At 36.4% G+C, this 18,633-nt stretch carries 18 protein-coding genes; 7 read left to right on the top strand and 11 right to left on the bottom strand.

The features are described 5' to 3' along the window. Positions 1 to 9: 9 nt before the first annotated feature. Positions 10 to 648 (top strand): ligase-associated DNA damage response endonuclease PdeM, encoded by a 639-nt coding sequence (pdeM, locus tag ACZZZK_RS00510; RefSeq protein WP_463482346.1) that lies wholly within the window; start codon positions 10 to 12, stop codon positions 646 to 648. Here pdeM and trxA read toward each other — a convergent pair whose 3' ends face one another. From trxA to ACZZZK_RS00490, 4 genes are all read right to left on the bottom strand, one after another. After that, a complete protein-coding gene (gene trxA / locus ACZZZK_RS00505) occupies positions 649 to 945 on the bottom strand; it encodes a thioredoxin (protein ID WP_463482345.1) in 297 nt (98 codons plus the stop codon). A 101-nt stretch (positions 946 to 1,046) separates the two neighbouring features. Beyond that, positions 1,047 to 2,396 carry a dihydrolipoamide acetyltransferase family protein gene (locus ACZZZK_RS00500; RefSeq protein WP_463482344.1) on the bottom strand — a complete coding sequence of 450 codons (1,350 nt, stop codon included), beginning with the start codon at positions 2,394 to 2,396 and terminating at the stop codon, positions 1,047 to 1,049. Positions 2,397 to 2,443: 47 nt separating this feature from the next. Then, positions 2,444 to 3,697 (bottom strand): competence/damage-inducible protein A, encoded by a 1,254-nt coding sequence (locus ACZZZK_RS00495; RefSeq protein ID WP_463482343.1) that lies wholly within the window; start codon positions 3,695 to 3,697, stop codon positions 2,444 to 2,446. 4 nt (positions 3,698 to 3,701) lie between these two features. Then, complete coding sequence (locus ACZZZK_RS00490; protein ID WP_463482342.1) at positions 3,702 to 6,359, bottom strand: putative LPS assembly protein LptD; 2,658 nt, start codon at positions 6,357 to 6,359, stop codon at positions 3,702 to 3,704. A gap of 74 nt (positions 6,360 to 6,433) precedes the next feature. On the opposite strand from ACZZZK_RS00490, the gene ACZZZK_RS00485 reads away from it, so the two are divergent. The 3 genes from ACZZZK_RS00485 (at position 6,434) to ACZZZK_RS00475 (ending at position 9,218) form a co-directional block, all read left to right on the top strand. Further along, complete coding sequence (locus tag ACZZZK_RS00485) at positions 6,434 to 7,297, top strand: N-acetylmuramoyl-L-alanine amidase family protein (RefSeq protein WP_463486268.1); 864 nt, start codon at positions 6,434 to 6,436, stop codon at positions 7,295 to 7,297. Positions 7,298 to 7,317: 20 nt separating this feature from the next. After that, positions 7,318 to 8,094 carry an N-acetylmuramoyl-L-alanine amidase family protein gene (locus ACZZZK_RS00480; protein WP_463482341.1) on the top strand — a complete coding sequence of 259 codons (777 nt, stop codon included), beginning with the start codon at positions 7,318 to 7,320 and terminating at the stop codon, positions 8,092 to 8,094. Between the two features lie 170 nt (positions 8,095 to 8,264). Beyond that, positions 8,265 to 9,218, top strand: a complete 954-nt coding sequence (locus tag ACZZZK_RS00475) for an MlaD family protein (protein WP_056848898.1) — start codon at positions 8,265 to 8,267, stop codon at positions 9,216 to 9,218. A 177-nt stretch (positions 9,219 to 9,395) separates the two neighbouring features. Here ACZZZK_RS00475 and ACZZZK_RS00470 read toward each other — a convergent pair whose 3' ends face one another. The 5 genes from ACZZZK_RS00470 to ACZZZK_RS00450 all read right to left on the bottom strand — a co-directional run bounded on the left by ACZZZK_RS00470 (position 9,396) and on the right by ACZZZK_RS00450 (position 13,238). After that, the gene (locus ACZZZK_RS00470) at positions 9,396 to 10,301 is read right to left on the bottom strand and encodes a ribonuclease Z (protein WP_463482340.1); all 906 of its coding nucleotides are present in this window, start codon (positions 10,299 to 10,301) and stop codon (positions 9,396 to 9,398) included. A 69-nt stretch (positions 10,302 to 10,370) separates the two neighbouring features. Beyond that, positions 10,371 to 10,748, bottom strand: coding sequence for an STAS domain-containing protein (locus ACZZZK_RS00465; RefSeq protein WP_056848896.1), 378 nt, complete (start codon positions 10,746 to 10,748; stop codon positions 10,371 to 10,373). A 35-nt stretch (positions 10,749 to 10,783) separates the two neighbouring features. Then, a complete protein-coding gene (locus ACZZZK_RS00460) occupies positions 10,784 to 11,728 on the bottom strand; it encodes a phosphoribosylaminoimidazolesuccinocarboxamide synthase (protein WP_463482339.1) in 945 nt (314 codons plus the stop codon). A gap of 123 nt (positions 11,729 to 11,851) precedes the next feature. Then, entirely contained in the window at positions 11,852 to 12,130 is a 279-nt protein-coding gene (locus ACZZZK_RS00455) for a hypothetical protein (RefSeq protein ID WP_463482338.1), read from the bottom strand. 148 nt (positions 12,131 to 12,278) lie between these two features. Next, positions 12,279 to 13,238 (bottom strand): PhoH family protein, encoded by a 960-nt coding sequence (locus tag ACZZZK_RS00450; RefSeq protein WP_265798733.1) that lies wholly within the window; start codon positions 13,236 to 13,238, stop codon positions 12,279 to 12,281. 103 nt (positions 13,239 to 13,341) lie between these two features. On the opposite strand from ACZZZK_RS00450, the gene ACZZZK_RS00445 reads away from it, so the two are divergent. After that, positions 13,342 to 14,121: an SAM hydrolase/SAM-dependent halogenase family protein gene (locus ACZZZK_RS00445; RefSeq protein ID WP_056848893.1), complete on the top strand. Its 780-nt coding sequence runs from the start codon at positions 13,342 to 13,344 to the stop codon at positions 14,119 to 14,121. A gap of 220 nt (positions 14,122 to 14,341) precedes the next feature. Beyond that, positions 14,342 to 14,869 (top strand): hypothetical protein, encoded by a 528-nt coding sequence (locus tag ACZZZK_RS00440; RefSeq protein WP_463482337.1) that lies wholly within the window; start codon positions 14,342 to 14,344, stop codon positions 14,867 to 14,869. A gap of 174 nt (positions 14,870 to 15,043) precedes the next feature. Here the strand turns inward: ACZZZK_RS00440 and ACZZZK_RS00435 are convergent, their stop codons facing one another. Next, complete coding sequence (locus ACZZZK_RS00435; protein WP_463482336.1) at positions 15,044 to 15,994, bottom strand: D-2-hydroxyacid dehydrogenase; 951 nt, start codon at positions 15,992 to 15,994, stop codon at positions 15,044 to 15,046. Positions 15,995 to 16,087: 93 nt separating this feature from the next. Further along, positions 16,088 to 17,161, bottom strand: a complete 1,074-nt coding sequence (serC, locus tag ACZZZK_RS00430) for a 3-phosphoserine/phosphohydroxythreonine transaminase (protein WP_463482335.1) — start codon at positions 17,159 to 17,161, stop codon at positions 16,088 to 16,090. Positions 17,162 to 17,486: 325 nt separating this feature from the next. Here serC and ACZZZK_RS00425 point away from each other — a divergent pair, with 325 nt between their 5' ends. Beyond that, positions 17,487 to 18,632, top strand: coding sequence for a methionine aminotransferase (locus tag ACZZZK_RS00425; RefSeq protein WP_463482334.1), 1,146 nt, complete (start codon positions 17,487 to 17,489; stop codon positions 18,630 to 18,632). Position 18,633 lies beyond the last annotated feature (1 nt).

Raw genomic sequence — 18,633 nt, 5'->3', positions numbered from 1 at the left:
TAAAAATTAATGACAATAACAAGCCACGGAGAAGAACTGATTCTAGATAAAGAAAGGGCTTTATACTTACCACAACATCAACTTTTAGCCATTAGCGATTTGCATTTGGGTAAATCTGCACATTTCCGTTCTGCTGGTGTACAAGTACCATCTACCATCGCTCAAAATGATTTACAACGATTAGGTTTGCTCATTGAAAAGTACAAACCTAAAACGTTATTGATTAATGGTGATATGTTTCATCATGGTTTAAACACCGATATCGATGAGTTTGCATCATGGAAAAAGCAATTTCGCGAACTCACTTTCTTGCTTGTAAAAGGAAACCATGATAGGTTAGCAAATGCTGATTATGAATCAATGCAAATTGAAATACATGAACCGAGTTTTTGTTTGGGGCCTTTTTGCTTTATTCATGATGTACCAAAATGTACCGAAGAAGAATTGTATCCGATAAGTGGCCACATTCATCCTGGGGTTACTGTAGTGGGTAAAGCAAAACAGCGTTTAAAATTTCCTTGTTTCTTCTTTGGAAAAGAATATGCAGTTTTGCCAGCTTTCAGTACGTTTACAGGCCTTTATAACATTTACCCGAAGACTAATGAACAAATATTTGCGGTTACGCCCAATAAAGTGGTCGAAGTATAATTAAGAATGAGAATCGATAATCTGTTTCAATTGCGAAGCCTGCAAAACACCACTTTGACGCCAAACTTGTTTTCCTTGTTTGAATAACATTAAAGTAGGTACACTTTGAACCGAATAGGCTGATGCAGCCGCTTGATTTTTATCAATATCGACCTTAATAATAGATACGGAATCGCCAACCTGCGATTTCAATTGTTCTAAAATGGGCTTCATCATTTTGCAAGGTCCACACCACTCGGCAAAAAAATCTACCAAAACTGGTTTCTCTCCATTTATTAATTCTGAAAACTTAGCCATAATTTAAGTCGTTAGTCGTTAGTCAAAAAACAGAATTAACGTGATTTGGTTTTAAACTAAAGAAGTCAAGCTTTGAAAAACTTGACTTCTTTTTATTTTAATTAAATCTCTCTGTTAAAATCCCAGTTTTCCAGGTAATCAGCCACTCTTCTAATAAACATCCCTCCTAACGAACCATCCACAACTCTATGGTCGTAAGACAATGAAAGGAACATCATGTGGCGAATTGCAATAACATCCCCGTGTTCAGTTTCTAACACTGCAGGTTTCTTTTTAATGGCGCCCACAGCTAAAATAGCAACTTGTGGTTGGTTTATAATAGGTGTACCCATCACGTTTCCAAATGAACCTACATTTGTTAATGTGAAAGTCCCACCTTGTGTTTCATCCGGTTTAAGTTTTGAAATCCTGGCTCTTGCAGCTAAATCGTTAACGGCTTTTGTTAAACCAACTAAATTTAACTGATCGGCATTTTTTATCACCGGAACAATGAGGTTTCCACTTGGCAAAGCCGCTGCCATACCAATATTGATATCGCGTTTTTTGATAATTTGCGTTCCGTTAACCGAAACATTGATCATTGGAAAATCTTTAATGGCCTTTGCTACAGCTTCAACAAAAATTGGCGTAAATGTTATTTTCTCATTTTCACGTTTTTCAAAGGTATTTTTCACTTTGTTGCGCCACAAAACCATATTCGTCACATCGGCCTCAACAAATGAAGTGACGTGTGGAGATGTCGTTTTACTCATCACCATATGATCGGCAATAAGTTTACGCATTCTATCCATTTCAATAATTTCATCGCCACCAGAGACTGATGTTGTTGATGTTTTAGTTGCAACCGGTGCTTGTTGTGATGCGGTAATAGGTTCAGCAGCTGGCTGATTAGGAACATTTGAAATGGTTGGTGAGGCATTCGCTTGCCCACCGTTTCTGTTTGAGATATAATTTAATAAATCATCTTTGTTGAGCCTGCCATCTGCACCAGAGCCTTTTATTGAATCGAGTTCTTCAATGGAAATATTTTCTTGAGAAGCTATGCTTTTTACCAGAGGAGAATAAAAACGGTCTGAAGAAGCAAAATCAGCTTGCACTTCAGAAGTTTTTTCTTGCTGTAATTCTGCTAAGCCTGGAATGTCTTGAGGTTGTTCTTCTTCTACAACAGGCATTTGTCGAGCAGCTTCTTCGGTTTTAACGTCGTTACCACCTGCAGTTTCTATAATAGCAATTACATCACCAACTTGTGCAACTTCATCTTCCTTAAATAATTGCTTTACCAATTTACCGGCAACAGGTGAAGGTACTTCAGAATCTACTTTATCTGTTGCAATTTCTAAAATTGTGTCATCCAAATCAATTGAATCTCCAATTTGTTTTACCCATTTAATTACGGTTGCTTCGGCAACACTTTCACCCATTTTTGGTAACAATAGTTCGTATTGAGCCATATTAAATTACAGTATTATATATTGGTATTGCGACAAAAATACAGTTTTTATTCGTTGTAAAAGTCTTCCCTAAGTAGATTTAATAACATCATTAATGCTGATGCTGCCGAACGTTCGATGTTTTGAAGGCGTTTATTACTGAAATTAAACACTTTAGCAACTGTTTTATTCTTTGATGAAATCGCAATCCACACGGTTCCAACCGGCTTATCTTCGGTACCACCATCTGGTCCGGCTATACCACTTACTGCAATAGCATAATCAGTTTTGAAATGTTTAATTGCTCCTTCGGCCATTTCGGTAACCGTTTCTTCACTCACCGCACCAAATTTAGATAAGGTAACTTCTTTCACGCCCAAAATCGATTCTTTAAGTTCGTAGGCATAGGCCACAGCTCCGCCCCAATACACAGATGAACAGCCAGGATGTTGAGTAATCAAATGGGCAATATAGCCACCAGTACAACTTTCTGCAGTAGATAAGGTTAAACCTTTCGATTTCATTAGATTGAGAATGGCCTGCTCGAGCGGGAGATCTTCATCAATTACAACAAACTTTTTAACTTTTGTGATAATCTGTTGAGCATAAACTTCAACTTCAGCCTTTAAAGCCAATTCATTATCGCCTTTTGCAGATAAACGCAAACGCACCTGGCCTAATTTAGGTAAATACGCAAGCTTAATATGCGGTGGCAAACCATCTTCGATTTCTTCAATTTCCTTGGCTAAAAAGGATTCACCAATATTAGCCGTCAGAATAGTTTTGTGTACAATTGACGGTAACTTAAACCGGGATTTAATTCTTGGTAATACTTCATCGTCCATTAAATACATCATTTCGTACGGAACTCCAGGCATTGACACAAAAATCTTATCGTGCTGCTCAAACCACATGCATGGAGCGGTTCCGTTTTTATTAACGATCACTTCGCAACCATCTGGTACATCAGCTTGCTGAATGTTAATATCCAACAAAGGGCGTTTGAATTTCTCGAAAATCTGACGAACCATTTCTAAGGCTCCGGCATCGTTTCTAAAACCCATATTGAAATATTTAGCCAAAGTTTTCTTGGTAATATCATCTTTCGTCGGACCTAAACCACCGGTTATTAAAATGATATCTGCTCTGGTTTCAGCATCAGCTAATGCAGATAAAATATGTTGTTCATCATCAGAAACTGATGTAATCTGTTTAACCGAAACGCCAATTAAATTTAATTGTTTAGCCATCCAGGCCGAATTGGTATCAACAATTTGACCGATGAGAATTTCATCGCCAATGGTTATAATTTCAGCTAGCATAATTTTACTGGTATGTATTGTAGAAACCTTGTCTTTTGCTCAATTTTAAATCTTGAAGAATTGAGGCCTTAACCTTTAAGGTTACGGAATAACTCTTATAAGCACCATAAGGAACCCAATTCACACTCATATCCCAACAATGTAAGTCACGGTAAATCCCTATGTTCATTGGTGTTAGACCATTATTTTGAAAATCGTAACCCGAATTGAAAGTAAATTTCCATTTAGGTGTCAGATTAAAATCTCCGTTGAAGTTTAGCGTATTACTTGTTGTGCTTACGCCAAAATCGTTACTGTATTGAAAACTGTAAGAGAATGAGAAATTCCATGGAATATTGAAATCCACAAAAGCATTTGGATCTCTGCTGATGGCAGCCAATTGTTCTGATTGCAATGGCGACAAGCCTTTTTCCTTTGCAGTTTCGCTCAATTTATCATTGGCTTCATTTTTCTTTTTCAAGGCATCCGGATTTAAGCTGTAATCGAATGAAAATCCGATGTTAGTTAGTCGGGCTAAGCGGCCACCTCTCCTCAGGGTGAAATTATTGCTTCGCGTAAAGGTTCTTTGTCCGGTAACAGGATCTACACTTTCATCCAAATCATAAGGATCGAACGTACCATTGTAGTTAATTCCTAATTTATCTGTAAACTGAGAACGACCATTAAAACTTAAGGTAGAAAGTTTATTTCTCGGAGCCAGAAAATTATAAGAACCAGAAATACTTAAACCTTGAATAATTGGAATTTTTCGCTCTCCGGTACCAGTGGTATCTTTGCTCGATTTAACTTTTAATTCCACCGTATTATCTACACCAAAACCGATAGCGGCAGCTTTGCCAGGAAAAGAACCTTGATAAGCCATCCCCTGAAAAACAGAATAGGTTAACGGCTGTTGATAAGTATCTCTTATTTCTTTACCATTTTGATCAATTGCAGCCAAAAACGGACCTCTACCTGCTTTAGTAAAATCTGGCGAATAATTAAATGAAACGTTAGGTGTAATTACGTGGCGCATAGCCATAATGTTCCCCAGGTTTTTAAACTTCTTTTGACCATAAATTTTGGTAGACATACTGGTAGAAAGACTATAACTTCCGGCCCGTTTGAAACCGCTAAGGGTATCTATCCTTTCTGTATAAGTTCCATCATCGAAACTGGTAAATCTTTTATTGATATGTTGAAAATTCCAAACCTCGTTATAGCTACCACCCAAAGAGAAGTTTAGATATTTTAGGGCTGTAAACGACATGTTGATAGGAATGCTGTGACTGAAACCAGATCTCAACCGCTTTAAACCATCGTTTTGAAACAATAAACTATCCTTTGTATCTATGGCATTCGTTCCTTGCAAAGCATATCCAATGGTAATTTTCTGATACCATTTTTGCTCCCCCACGCGAGTTTTTGAATCGAATGGACTAAAAGTTGGCACGTTAAAAGTTGCATCGGGCAATCTAATGGATACATCCCTTGTGCGCAAGGTTTGATTACTCGTCATCGATAACGAATAATTCATATTGTTGGAAAAAGTTTTAGAATAACTAATACTACTATTGGTGGTATTGTTTGCAATCGCATTTAAATCGTAGTTCAAATTAGCAGGACTATTGGTGTAATAGCTACTGGAAGTAACGTTAACACTGGCACTAAAAGTTGTTCCAGGGTTGGCGTTTGCGTTTTGTGAGTGCGACCATCTAATGCTAAAATCCTTGTTAGGATTTTCAAAAGCTTCAGTGCCCTCTAAACCATTTTTTACACTGTTGTAGCTAATACCTATGTTTCCGCTAAATTTATATCTTTTGATGTAGTTACTGGTCAAATTGGTCTCGTAAGAACCATTTGTGTAAATACTTCCCAGCAATTTAGCGTCCCAGTAATCATTTAAACCAAGGTAGTAACCTCCATTTTGTAAAAAGAAACCACGTGTTGCATCCTCTCCAGGGCTTGGTAAAATTATGCCTGAAGTTCTTTTATTTGGTTTAGGAAAAAATGCAAATGGTAAACCTATTGGCGTAGGTACACCTTCAAAAACCATGTACATTGGTCCACTTATAATCTGCTTTTCCGTGGCAATACCTTTTGTAATCAAAATCCCGAAGTGAGGATGAGGCAAGTTGCACGTGCTGTACATTACATTTTTAATGTGCAACTCATCATCAATTTGTTTTTTACTTTGTCCGCCAGAGAAAAAGCCACCCTCCTGCTCAGAGAATACACCGTAAACTTTTGCCTTAGTAGTTTCAGAATTATAATAAAGTGAATCGGCTATTGCAGAACCATCGGTACCGGATTTAAATATCGGTTTACCAACGTATCTATTGGTTTTAGGATCCGTTCTTCCACTGGCAAAAATCAGTTTATTTTGCGAATCGTAACGGATATAATCTGCATCGAGTTCGAAGTCGCCATAATTTACCCTGGCGTTTCCATACATGTATATGATACTCTTGTTCTTGCTGAAACGAACTGAATCGGCCCGGTACTCTACTTTTTGATCCAAACCACTATTATTTGGAGATGCTTTTTTCGATGTATCTCTTTTTGATGTGTCTTGCTGGATGATTTGTTGCAATGAAAAAGAAGAAAATGCGTTAGCTTTACCAACACCATGTGTTAATAAAATGACAGAAATTAGTAAAATAGAGCTAGTAAGAAGTTTCAAATTCGTATTTGAATGTTATTTTTGCACAAATGTTTAATCAAAAACGTTCAAAATTAGTGAAAAATATACCATTGATGTATCTTAAAACCATTTTAACATTTATTATTTGTTTTGCTTTATTCAATACAATTGATAATCAAGCCTTTGCGCAAGAATATAAAATTAAAACAATCGTAATCGACGCTGGTCATGGAGGAAAGGATGGCGCCACGCATGGTGTTTATTCTAAAGAGAAAGATGTTGCTTTAAAAACAGCACTTAACTTGGGTAAAGCACTTCAAGATAGTATTAAAGATATTAAAGTAATTTACACGAGGCAAACCGATGTTTTCATTCCATTGTACGAACGCATCAACATCGCTAATAATGCAAAGGCTGATTTATTTATATCTATTCACTTGAATGATATGCCGGTAAGGGTATCGAAAGTGGTTGATTATTATAAAAAAGTTAAAGGTAGAAAAGTTCCTGTTTACCGTTCTGTCGTTTCGAAAAGTACTTCTACACGGGGCACGGAAACCTTTGTATCTGGCACAGGCCGTTTAGGAGAGCAAGATGAAGTAATCAAAAGGGAAAATGCTTCGATGTTTTTAGAGGATAATTATCAGAAAAACTATGAAGGTTTTATTGCCAATACACCTGAGAATGACATTATGCTTTCTTTGATGAAACAAACCAATAGAGAAAGAAGTTTAAAATTTGCGTCGCTTTTACAGCAAGAATATATCAATGCTGGCAGAATTAACCGGGGCGTGCAGGAAAAAAGTTTGGCAGTATTAGCACGAGCATCAATGCCTGCAGTTTTAACTGAAATTGGTTTTGTAAGTAATCCCGATGAGGAAGATTATATGAACTCTGCAGAAGGTCAAACAGAAATTGTTAATGGAATAATTAAAGCGATTAAAAACTATAAACGTATTGCCGAAACATCTTTCTAATCTACCCCATCCCTATCAAAATGAAGATCAAACTTCTAGCCTTTCTATTTTTAATATTTCCGTTCGTCCCAAGCCACTCCATTGCTCAAGGATATAAAATTAAGACAATTGTTATCGACCCTGGTCATGGAGGTAAAAAGCCCGGTGCATCTGGAAGTTTTTCTACCGAAAAAGCTATTGCATTAAAAGTTGCCCTTAAATTAGGCGCAAAGTTAAAGGCAGAATTACCAGACGTTAAAGTAATCTATACCCGAACGAAGGATGTTGATGTGGACTTATATAAACGGGCTGAAATTGCCAATGATGCCAATGCTGATCTTTTTATCTCCATTCATTGCAATTCGATGCCTCCTGGAAATAAACACATAAAAGGTGCCGAAACACTTGTTGCAGGATCGCATAGATTAAAGGAACAAGATGCTGCGATTAGAGAAAATGCCGATATCAAACTAGAGAAAAACTATAAAAGCAAATACGATGGTTACGATCCAAATAATCCGGGGACGTTCATTCTTTTATCATTACTAAAAAATACGTTTCGAGATAAAAGCATTAAATTTGCGAAACTCATTCAAACAAGTTACATCAGCAGAGATAAAAGAGCAAGCCGGGGGGTTAAAGAACAGGGAGTTTTGGTGCTTCAAAGATGTGGAATGCCAGCCGTGTTAACTGAAGTTGGGTTTATATCGAATAAAGAAGAAGAGAAATACATCAACTCTGAAAAAGGTCAGAATGAAATTGCAGATTCGATATTGGCTGCAATTAAGAGCTACAAAAAATCTGTTGAGGTAAAATAATAGTAGAATTAGTTTTTAAATGGTATAAAACCACTTATTCACCAAACAAAAATAACTGTGTAAGCATTATGTAATAACAACATATATTTGCACGATAAATTAAAGAATTACGCCTCGGACAAGTAATAATTACTAATTTTACCGCTTGTATCCGTCAAAGATAAACACTCATGAAGATTAAAAACGAAACCAAAGTAGGTATTTTAGCAGCATTTGCCATCGCTTTACTCATAATAGGATACAATTTTTTAAAAGGTAATTCCATTTTTTCTAGCGAAACTACCTTGTTTGCAAGATATACGAGAGTAGACGGTTTAACCGTTTCTAAACCTGTTTTAATTAATGGATACCAAATCGGTCGGGTTGCTAAACTGCAGCTAGAACCTGGTGGAACTATTTTGGCTACTTTGAGTATCAATAGCAAATATGATATTCCAGAAAATAGTATTGCTCGATTAGAGGGAACTGACCTTTTAGGTAGCAAGGCGATTGTAATGTCGTTAGGTAACTCAAAAAAAATGGCTGAAGATGGCTACACATTAAATGCCAACGTAGAAAAAGGCTTGATGGAACAAGTTCAACCTGTACAGAAGAAAGCAGAATTAATTATTGGAAAAATGGACTCCATTTTAAGTAGCGTGAATTCTATCTTAAATCCGAATTTCCAGAAAAATGTTGACAAAAGCTTTAATAGTATTGCAGGAACACTTGCATCATTAGAAACAACTTCTAAAAAGGTTGATGGTTTAGTAGGATCAGAAAGTGCCCGCATAGAGGCTATTTTTAAAAATGTTGAAGGTATTACTGCCAACTTAAACAATAACAATCAAAAAATTAGTGACATACTAACCAATATAAATACCGTTACAGATAAGTTTGCTGCTGCTAATTTTAAACAAACATTAGATAATGCTAATAATGCTATTGCCGACTTACAAAGCGTTATCTCTGGTATTAAAGATGGAAAAGGAAGTTTGGGATTATTATTAAATGATGATAAAATGTATCAAAACTTAAATAATGCATCTAAAAATCTGGATGAGTTGATGATAGATCTAAAAGCAAATCCTAAGCGCTACGTTCATTTCTCTGTATTTGGTGGTGGAAACAAAAAGGACAAATAGTCTATTCTATAAGTGAGAAGCCTTGCAATTTTAAGTTGCAAGGCTTTTTTCGTTGAAAATATTTAGAAAAACAATTGAAGTACAAATATTTAAGCTCGTTCCTTCTTTCCGCTAAATCTTTTAACAGAAAAAGTTAAAAGGATACCGCTGCTATAAGGTTTAAAAAATTCTTTTGGTTTACAACTGGAAGGTTCTTCCCTCAATGGCTAGCTCAGTATTTTCGAAAACAGATTGGGTTTCTTCCAATAACATCTGAAGCGTTTTATATCGCGATGAAAAATGACCAATCAGTAATTTCTCCACGCCATTAATTTTAGCCACCTCTCCTGCTTGCAACGCAGTAGTGTGGTGAGTTTCATTTGCCCTATCTAAAAGCTCGTGCATAAAGGTAGCTTCATGATATAAGGTATCACAGCCTTTAATACTAGAAAAGTAGCGTTCGTCATACCTGGTATCAGAACAGTAAGCATAAGATCTAGGCGGATCTGCAGGCGTAGTATAGTCTTCACTTTTTAAAATCTGTCCATCAGGCAATTCAACATCAACTCCTTTTTTCAAGGCAGTGTAATAAGCCATCGGAATCTCATCTGTTTTCTCTTTAATCAGCTTACGTTGTCTTGGCTTTTGCTTAAAAATAAAACCTGTTGTCGGAATGCGATGATTGAGTACAATCGTCTCCACAATCAAATCTTGATTTTCAAATATTTGCTTTGATACGTCTGCTTCGATGGGAAAAAATTCTAACGGATATCTTAAAATCGTATCTGAGTACTTAAACTGAATCTCTAGAATTTCTAAAAGTGGTTTCGGTCCGAAAATTTGCATGGACTTTGTCCGGCCGTTTAAATGCAAACTAGAAAGTAAACCGATCAAACCAAAATAATGATCGCCATGCAAATGGCTAATGAAAATATGGTCGATTCTTGCCGCTTTTAAATTGTACTTAGTGAGCTGCTGTTGTGTACCTTCACCACAATCAATTAAATAAAATTTTTCATTACAATTTAAAAGCTGCGCTGATGGATTCCTATTAAAAACAGGAGTTGCCGAACTGCTTCCAAGAATTGTAATCTCAAATTTCATATTCTATTGATATAAAAAGCCTCGTAGGTTTTTGAAAACTACGAGGCCAGTGTTGTATTTATAAGTAAGTTATTTTGCGCCTCTGAACTCTTTTTCCAATTCATCCATAAAGATGAAATCAGTAGCTTCCTCTAATGTATTAACAAACGTTACAGATTGAAATATGTTTGATAATTCTATAATTGGTGCAATTTCATCATTGATACCAGTTACGATAAATAATCCACCAGCAGATTTGCAAAGTCTGTCACCCACTAATAAGCAACTTAAATCCTGCGCATCAGTGCATTCTTTTACATGGCTCAAATCAACAATGATATTCTTAAAACCCTCTGCATTAAGTAAATATAATTCAGATTTTAAACCTGGTGAATTATCATTTGTAAACTTAGGTTCTTTTAACTTTAAGGTTACGTATTTATCGTGTTTGTCAACTGAAAATTTCATCTCTTCTAATCTTTATTTTACTAATGTATAAAAATTTAAAGCGTTTCCAAAGCCTTCGTAACATTGCTTTCTATACGACTTGAAATAGAATCAGCATCAGCTTTCACAAACTTTTCTCCAACAATATGCTCATAAAGTTCTATGTATCGTTCTGAGATTGAATTAACAATCTCGGGAGTCATTTCTGGAATAACCTGACCATCTTTACCTTGAAAGCCATTTTCGATCAACCATTTCCGCACAAACTCTTTAGAAAGTTGTTTTTGAGGTTCGTCGGCTTTTTGACGATCTTCGTAACCATCGGCATAGAAATAACGTGACGAATCTGGAGTATGAATTTCATCAATTAAGTAGATTACGCCATCAGCTTTGCCGAATTCATATTTAGTATCGACTAAAATTAATCCGCTTTTCGCCGCGATTTCTGTTCCACGCTGATATAGAGCGTAAGTATATTCTTCCAACTTTTCATAGTCAGCCAATGATACAATTCCCTTTGCAAGGATATCTTCTCTTGAAATATCTTCATCGTGACCAACAGATGCTTTAGTTGTTGGGGTGATGATTGGCTGAGGCAGTTTATCATTTTCCTTTAGGCCGTCGGGCAAAGAAACGCCACAAACAGAACGTTTTCCTGCACTGTATTCACGCCAGGCATGACCTGCCAAATACCCTCTTATTACCATTTCTACTTTAAAAGGTTCGCAAATACGGCCGATGGTTACCATTGGATCTGGAACATCTAAAACCCAGTTTGGAACGATATCCTGTGTTGCAGATAAGAATTTGGCTGCAATTTGGTTTAGAACCTGACCTTTGAATGGAATGGCTTCGGGTAAAACTACATCAAATGCAGAGATCCGGTCTGAAACGACCAGCACCATTAATTTATCAGCTATGGTGTACACATCGCGTACTTTACCTTTATAAAAATTGCTCTGATTTGGAAATTTGAAGTTTGTTTCTTTTTGTGCTTTCATGAGGCGATAAAAATAGTAAAAAAGTCTTGAAAGTCTGGAGTACGAAGTCGGAAAGTCTGGAGTCGAGAGTTAAAAATATAGTAATTAAAAAACCTGATAGCTCGGTTGGCTATCAGGTTTAAATTATTTCAATCTGTTTAATATTCTGATAAAGTCGTCTTTTAAAACCGTTGCGACAAATTCGTTTTTAACTTTAATATTAACTTTATCTTCTGATTTGAATAGTTGCAGTCTTCCTTTGAAAAGATGCTCATCCTGAGTTTCTGCAAATTCAAAAAGCTTTTTAAGCTTTTCCTTTCGACATACCCATTCTTCGTCATCTTTTGAAATGATTAGTCTGATGGTGTAAGGCAATTTCTCAAACGAAAATTTTAAATCATTTTGAAGACTAATAGTTTCCATAAAATTAAATCTAACTGAAGTTTTATTGGAAGAGAACAGATAACATCAAGCTTTTCCTCATTGTCATGCCGAATTTATTTGAGCACCTTTCATGCTATCAAGCCCCTGAACTAAATTCAGGGTGAAGACCACCTTCGCAACCTCGATCTTACTGAATATCGCCGTAGGCTTTCAATATGTCTTTAACCAATTTATGACGGACAACATCTTCACCGCTTAGGTAAATGATATCGATTCCTTTAATATCTTCAAGAATCCTTAATCCATTAAACAAGCCAGACATTTGTTTTTTTGGCAAATCGACTTGCGTAACATCACCTGTGACAATAAACTTAGCCGTCGGCCCCATACGCGTTAAAAACATTTTCAACTGCATATCTGTCGCATTTTGCGCTTCATCTAAAATCACAAAGCAATTATCTAATGTTCGGCCACGCATAAAAGCTAATGGCGCAATTTCGATGGTTCTATTTTCAATATAAAACTTTAGCTTCTCTGCCGGAATCATATCATCCAAGGCATCGTAAAGCGGACGTAAATAAGGATCGATTTTTTCTTTCAAATCTCCAGGCAAAAAACCGAGGTTCTCTCCTGCCTCAACCGCAGGTCGAGTTAAAATGATCCGCTTAATTTCTTTGTTTTTTAGCGCTCTTACAGCTAGCGCAACTGCAGTGTAAGTTTTACCTGTTCCCGCCGGACCGATTGCAAAAAGAATATCGTTTTTAGCAATACTACTTACCATTCTACGCTGATTGGCCGTTCTTGCTTTCACCAACAAGCCGTTAGTGCCGAAAACAATCACCTCGCCGCCGCCGCCAGTTGGTTGCTCTACATCTTTTTTTGCAACGCCGGCAGCTTTTGCTCCTAGAATAGATTCAACATCATTATTGGTTAATGAGCTATATTTCTCAAGGTGAGCCACCAGTTGGTTAAACTTCTCTTCGAATGCCTTAAGTTCCTGTTCATCACCGAGAACCTTAACATCGCTCCCTCTCGCTACCAATTTTAATTTAGCGAAAGCACCTTTAATCATTTCGTAATTCTCGTTATTTGCCCCCCAAAAGTGAGCAGGATTTACGGTATCCAGAGTTAATTTTAATTCGTTCAAACTGTAGTATTTTAAAAAGTTATCGGGGTATATTAATTAAAATTTGAATATTTGCAGACGCTTACGCCTCTACACAAGAATAAGCAATAATAACGAATTTTTAATGGGTATAATTACTTTAACAACAGATTTAGGTTCAAAAGATTTTTACCAGAGCGCCCTTAAAGGTAGTCTGTTAAGTCTTATGCCTAACGTTAACTTAGTTGATATTACCCATGAAGTTCCATCTTTTAATATTTCTTACGCTGCATTCGTTTTAAAAAATGCTTATCCATATTTCCCGAAGAATACGGTACACTTGATTGGAATAGATTCGGTTTACAGTGAAAACACCAAATATATTGCCGTTAAACACCGCGACCATTATTTCGTTGGCGCTGATAATGGTATTTTTTCATTGCTTTTTGATGATGTTCCGGAAGATGTTGTAGAATTAAATATTATGCAGGATTTGAAATATCTTCACTTCCCATTGGTTGATATCTTTGTGAAAGCTGCAACCCATTTGGCAAAAGGCGGGAAACTGAAGGACATTGGTTTACCTGTAGCAGAAATTGAGCAAAAGATGCTTTTACATCCTGTTATTGAGCGTGATATCATTCGTGGGAGTGTAGTTTACATCGATACTTTTTGTAACGTAATTACTAACATCACCAAAGACCTTTTTACCAGAATTCAGAAGAATCGCGATTTTACATTGTATTTTAGAAAAAGCGAAACCATCACCCAATTAAGCTGGCATTATAACGAAGTTCAGGAAGGCGAAAAGCTATGCTTGTTTGGAATTAGCAACCACTTAGAGATTGCAATAAATAAAGGCAAAGCTAGCGGTTTACTCGGTTTGCATCTAGGCGATATCGTTAGGGTTGAATTCCATCCCTAAAGAGATGAAAAATTAAAGAACAAAGCTGAAGTTAGCACGCACGCCATACCTGAACGGCCGTCATTGCGAGGAACGAAGCAATCTAAATACGTTTTCTGTAACCATTGTTGTAAGATTGCTTCGTGCCTCGCAATGACGAAAGCAAAATACCACGTTGCAAACCAATGAACCAAAAACAAAGCGTTCAAACAACTTCTACTCTTTTCACGTTTATTACCACATGAAGAAATATTTTTATTTACTCTCCATCCTATTCATAAGTTTTCAAACTTTTGCTCAACAAGATACAGCATCCTATGCGGCCCAACGCGTTAAGGTTAATTCACTACTCGCAGAAAGAAGTGCGAAATTTGGTCAATATGACGAAAGCTTAAATCAACGCACAGGAATCTTCGGCTGGCAAACCAAAAAGGATATAAAAAACTCGAATGAAATTCTACGCCAGGTTGTATTGACGGACAATAATATTTTCAAAGAGCTGAAGGTTTTAATGGATTACAAGGATCTGGAGAACCAAAAGAAGGTTGCTGTAGCCGACAATTCACAAGAAAGAATTGAAAACTATATGTTAACCATTAAGAAACTTCAAGATCAAAACGAAAAACTAAACAGCGATCTGTCCAAAAAAAATAGTGGAGGTTTATCAACCTATTTTATCATATTCTTAATTCTGATAATGGCTGGCGGATTTTACTTCTTCAATAAGAAACTACAGCGATATAAAAAGTATGAGAAAGGCAGTATTTAAAGTTTTGGTAAAGATTAATAATGCAATTTTGCCAAGTTTAATAAAAAAGGATCCGAATAACTTGACCACTTTTCAAAAAGCGATATTGGGATACCGCTATTGGGTGTTAACGAAAGCTTTAGATTGAGAAAAAACCTCGTAGGTTTTGAAAAACCTACGAGGTTTGAGTCATATTTACTTCTTAAAGTGCTCAATAATCAAAGTTGCCAATTCCGTACCAATACGTTCTTGCGCTTCGTTAGTTGATGCACCGATATGCGGTGTTAATGAAATTTTTGGATGAGTTAAAATTTCTGCTAAAGGTGTCGGTTCATTATTAAAAACATCTAAACCAGCGAAAGAAACTTTACCTGAATTTAAGGCTTCGATTAAAGCTGGCTCATCGATAGTTCCGCCACGGGAGCAATTTACGATTCCAACACCATTTTTCATTTTAGCGAACTCTTCTGCACCTAAAATTGGTTTATCAGCAAATGGGGTGTGCAAGCTTAAGAAATCACTACCAGCAATTACTTCATCTAGTGAAACTGTTTTTATTGGAATACTTACCGATTTTCCGCCCTGAAACTCCAAAGTAATTTCAGATTCTGATGGAAACAAATCGTAAGCTAAAACATTCATTCCTAAACCTAAGGCCACTTTTGCAGTTGCCCGACCAATACGGCCAAAACCTATAATTCCGATTGTTTTTCCGCTTAACTCAGTTCCTTTAGCATATGCTTTTTTAAGGTTGTTGAACTGCGTAGAACCTTCAACAGGCATTTTACGGTTGGCATCTTGTAAAAATCTTATGCCTGTGAATAAGTGAGAAAAAACCAGTTCGGCAACTGATAATGAAGATGCGGCTGGCGTATTTACCACCGCGACACCTTGACTACGGGCATATTCAACATCAATATTATCCATACCAACGCCACCTCTACCAATCAATTTGATATTTGGAACAGCATCAATTAACTCTTTTCTAACTTTCGTTGCACTACGAACCGTAATGGCATCATAGTTTTTTAAAGCTTCAGCCAATTGATCTTGAGGAATGGTTTCGGTATCAACCTGAAAACCTGCTTTCTCCAGTAGTTCTTTTCCGATTGGGTCTATCCCATCGTTTGCTAATATTTTAATCATTGTTACTTTTATGATTACACAGATTTTTAGATTACACAGATCTTAATAACAGAAATGTAGTTACCCTAGCTTATCTGCGGTATAATTTAAATCTTAATTTGATTTTGCTTGTTTTTCTTCAAATGATTGCATTGCATCAATTAAAGCGTGAACGCTGGTAATAGGAAGTGCGTTATACATCGATGCTCGGAAACCACCAACGCTTCTGTGTCCTTTGATACCAATAATCCCTTGCTCTTCTGCAAATTTCAAGAACGGTTTTTCCAGTTCAGGGTTTTCCATAATGAAACAAATATTCATTTTAGAACGATCTTCTACAGCACAAGTACCTTTAAACAAGGGGTTTCTGTCGATTTCTCTGTAGAGTGCTTCGGCTTTTTGCTTGTTCTCTTTTTCGATTTCTGCAACGCCACCTTTCGATTTTAACCAACGAAGGTTTAATAATGAAACGTACACTGAAAAAACCGGAGGCGTATTGTACATCGAACCATTATCAATATGAGATTGATAGTTTAACATCGACGGAATTTTACGATCAATTTTACCTAAAATCTCATCTTTAACAATCACAATGGTTAAACCTGCAGGACCGACATTTTTTTGTGCACCCGCATAAATTAAATCGAACTTCGATACATCAATTACGCGGCTCATAATATCCGATGACATATCACAAACGATTGGAACACTCGTTTCAGGAACATTAAATAGCTCAGTTCCGTAAATGGTATTATTAGAAGTATAGTGAAAGTAAGCACTATCAGCAGGGATTTCGAAATCTTTTGGAATAAAAGTATAGTTCGAATCTTTGGATGATGCAACAACATTCACATTACCAACAAATTTAGCTTCTTTTAGCGCCTTGGTAGCCCAAACACCAGAATCTAAATAACTTGCTGTTTGTCCATCGCCCAATAAATTCATGGGTACCATTGCAAATTGCAAACTTGCACCGCCTTGCAAAAATAAAACGGAATAACCCGATGGCACATTTAATAACTCTTTAACCAACTTATCAGCTTCAGCAACAACTGCCTCAAATTCAGTTGTTCTGTGCGAAATTTCTAAAATTGATAATCCATCGTTAAAATCTAAAACTGCCTGTGCAGCTTGTTTAAACACTTCTTGAGGTAAAATACAAGGGCCTGCGCCGAAATTATGCTTCATCTTATTATATAAATGATTATGGCGGTAAATGTAAAATTTTTAAAGCAGTTATGCCTAAAAAATCTTATCCAAAAAAATCACATTTTGTTAAAAAATCGAGCCATATAAGCTGATTTATTGCTGTTTTGGCAATTTGTAAAACGATGTTTACCCTTAATCTCAAACGAGTAGAATTTTCTTAGACATTGCGACGAAACATCCTCCTGTTGTTTAAAGGATTGTTATTACAGGAAACGTTTGATGACAACAATCAAAGGTCTTAAGTTTTACCTACCCTACACCGTTTAACACATTTAATGTTTTTTTTACTATTTTCGCTAATAACATGTTGAATATACAATCGAAACTTCCTGGTGTAAGCACTACCATTTTCTCGGTAATGTCTAAACTTGCAGCAGAGCATAATGCCATTAATTTATCACAAGGTTTTCCTGATTATACTTGCGACCCAGTACTGACAGACTTGGTTAACAAAGCTATGAAAGATGGTTTCAACCAATATGCCCCAATGCCTGGCAATAATTTACTTAAAGAAACTATTGCTGAAAAAGTCGAGACCCTATACAATATTAAATATAACCCTGATACAGAAATAACCGTTACCGCTGGCGGTACGCAAGCTATATTTACTGCGCTTGCAGCAATAATCAATCCTGGTGATGAGGTAATTATTTTTGAGCCCGCTTATGACAGCTATGCTCCTACTATTAAACTCTTGGGAGGATTAGTAAAAACTTACGAACTGGATCCACCTAATTATACTATTGATTGGGAAATGGTGAAGAAGCTGTTCACTTCGAGTACTAGAATGATTATTTTAAATTCGCCTCATAATCCAACTGGCAGCATTTTATCAGCGGATGATATGAAATCGTTGATCAAATTAATTAACGGAACGGATATTCTGATTTTGAGTGACGAGGTTTATGAACATTTAATTTATGACGGGCAGAAACATCAAAGCGTAATGCTTTTTCCGGAATTGCGTGAGCGGAGCTTCGTTATCGCGTCTTTCGGTAAACTTTTACATGCTACCGGCTGGAAATTAGGTTACTGCTTGGCGCCCGAGGTGCTTACAAAAGAATTCAGGAAAGTACACCAATTTAATGTTTTCAGCGTTAATAGCCCTATGCAACAAGCTATCGCTAACTACCTTCAAAAACCCCAACATTATTTAGGTATTGGCAAATTTTTTCAGGAAAAGAGAGATTACTTTAGAAAGCTACTGGCTTCTAGTCGATTGCAGTTACTTCCTTGCAACGGTTCCTATTTTCAATGTGTAAGTTATAGTAATATCAGCGATGAAAAGGATGTAGATTTCAGCATGAGGCTAATTAAGGAGTTTGGCGTTGCCACCATCCCTGTTTCAGCATTCTATCAAAAATCAACCGATCACAAAATTATTAGATTTTGTTTTGCAAAAGAAAATGCTACGCTTGCTTCGGCTGCAGAAAAGTTAAAAAATGTTTAAT

The organism is Pedobacter sp. AC163, from assembly GCF_979258665.1.
This window is presented reverse-complemented; position numbering and strand designations above follow the sequence as displayed.